The 2242-nt window shown below is 32.6% G+C and carries 3 protein-coding genes; all 3 read left to right on the top strand.

The features are described from left to right. The coding region (locus BG20_RS10970; protein ID WP_010195389.1) for a chlorite dismutase family protein at positions 1 to 587 on the top strand (587 nt) is incomplete at its 5' end. Beyond that, positions 587 to 1132 (top strand): DUF1802 family protein, encoded by a 546-nt coding sequence (locus tag BG20_RS10965; protein WP_010195386.1) that lies wholly within the window; start codon positions 587 to 589, stop codon positions 1130 to 1132. The genes BG20_RS10970 and BG20_RS10965, both read left to right, overlap by 1 nt. After that, positions 1129 to 2124, top strand: a complete 996-nt coding sequence (locus tag BG20_RS10960) for an aldo/keto reductase (protein WP_010195381.1) — start codon at positions 1129 to 1131, stop codon at positions 2122 to 2124. Before BG20_RS10965 ends, BG20_RS10960 begins: the two co-directional genes overlap by 4 nt. Positions 2125 to 2242 lie beyond the last annotated feature (118 nt).

Below are 2242 nucleotides of genomic sequence, written 5' to 3'. Positions count from 1 at the left end.
AAGAATCAGCTAAAGAAGTAGAGATTGTGCTAAAAAATTCAGGAATAAAATTCAGAACATACTCCACATTAGGATTAAGAGATGATGCCGATTTCTTGTTTTGGTTTGCAGCAAAAACAGTAGAGGAGATTCAAAATGCAATAGCAAAATTATACACAACTGTTTTTGGAAAATATATCATTCCATCAAGAACATATCTATCATGTACAAGACCATCAATCTATGTAGAAAAAGGAAAACCACTAGGGTTTGTTTCAGATGCAGAGATGAAAAAGCATGTAATAGTATACCCTTTTACAAAAACTAGAGAATGGTATCTACTACCAAAAGAAGAAAGACAATCAATAATGGATGAGCATATAGAAGTAAGTAAAAAATATCCTCAGATCATTCTAAACACAACATACTCTTTTGGAATTCATGACGAAGATTTCATGTTAGCATTTGAAGTAGATGAAATAAGAGATTTCCAAGATCTCATAATGGATTTAAGAGAAACAAGAGTTTCAAGATATGTCAAAAATGACATTCCAATGATTGTTTGTGTTAAAAAAGACATTGTTCCATTAATAGGAAGTATGGGGTAGTGGAATCACTAAAAGAATGGGCCACAGTAGTTGCAGCACTTGAAGATGGCGTTCAGACAGTTCTATTAAGAAAAGGTGGAATACTAGATGTTGCATCAGGATTTAAAATAGAAACAAAAAAATTTCCATTATTTCCAACACAGGAGCATCAAGATTATAATCACATAAAACCAGAATTTCACAAATATTTGGAGCAAGTAAAAATCAATCCACCAAAAACAGGATTCAATAGAATCACATCATATGCAGAGATATTATCGGAGGCAGATATTTCATTAGATGAAACAATAAAGAAATTATCAAAATTTCACATCTGGAGTGATTCATACATCAATGAAAGAAAGAATTGGAAACCAGAGAATCCCATTAAAGCAGTTTTTTTAAAAGTCTACAAAATTCCCAAAGTAAATACCCCACTAAAATCGGAGTATCAGGGCTGCAAATCTTGGATAAACATAAATGAAGAAATTCCAGTTGGAAAAGCAGTTTTGAGCGATAAAGAAACTGAATCAAAACTAGAAGAATTCAAGGAGATAATAAGATGAAATACAGAACATTAGGAAAAAGTGGAATCAAAGTATCCGAAATAGGATTTGGGGCATGGACAATTGGCCTTGATTGGTGGGGTAAAAAAATTGAAGAAGATGAAGCAAAACGAATGTTAAAAAAAGCATATGATTTAGGAATTAACTTTTTTGAAACTGCGGATATGTATGGTAAAGGAATTAGTGAAAAACTAATCGGCCAGGTATTCAAAGGAATGCGAGATGAGGTAGTGATTTCAACAAAATACGGATATGATTTTGCCAATGTTGAACAAATAGGTCATGCAGAGTTACCACAGAGCTTTGAACCAGAGTTTACGCAAAAAGCACTTAATGCATCATTAAAAAGATTACAAACTGATTATATTGATTCCTATGGAATGCACAATCCAAAATTAAATCATATTCGAAATGATGCTACTTTTGAGATGTTTGATAAATTAATTGATGAAGGAAAAATAAAGACATCACAAGTAGCATTAGGTCCAGCAATTGGATGGACAAAAGAAGGATTAGAGGCAATGGAAAGAAAAAGTGTCTCAGGAGTACAAACGGTATACAACATTTTAGAGCAAACACCTGGAAATGAATTAATTCAAAAAGCAGAAAAACAAAATGTGGGTATTTTAGTCAGAGTTCCAGATGCATCAGGAATTCTCACAGGAAAAGTAAAGGCAGAAACAGTCATCCCAAGCAATGATCACCGAAAAGACAGAAAACAAGAATGGAGGCAAGAGGCATTAAAAAAAGTAGAGCAATTCAGACCAATTGCAGAACGAAACGGATTAAACATTACAGAATTTGCAATAAAATTCATCTTATCAAAAAAAGCAATTGCATCGGTATTACCAACGGTTGTTAGCGTAGAAGAAATTGAAACATTTGCAGCAATATCAGATGGAAAGTATCTAAATTCTTCTGATATGAAAGAGATAGATGATCTTTACAACACATGGCCCTCATACGAATTAAAAGCTACACAAGCAAACTAGCTATAAATGGTCAAATCAATAGATATCACAAAAACACTAGAGATCATTGAGAGAATGAAACTAGCAAAGATTGGAGATTATAAAAAATGGAATATAATAATCAAGAAAATTAAAAGCG

It is taken from the genome of Candidatus Nitrosarchaeum limnium BG20 (assembly GCF_000241145.1).
Classification (GTDB): domain Archaea; phylum Thermoproteota; class Nitrososphaeria; order Nitrososphaerales; family Nitrosopumilaceae; genus Nitrosarchaeum; species Nitrosarchaeum limnae.
This window is presented reverse-complemented; position numbering and strand designations above follow the sequence as displayed.

What these genes read in the sequence shown, in the direction of transcription:
- BG20_RS10960 (WP_010195381.1), top strand. Translation starts at nt 1,129, where the DNA reads ATGAAATACAGAACATTAGGAAAAAGTGGAATCAAAGTATCCGAAATA.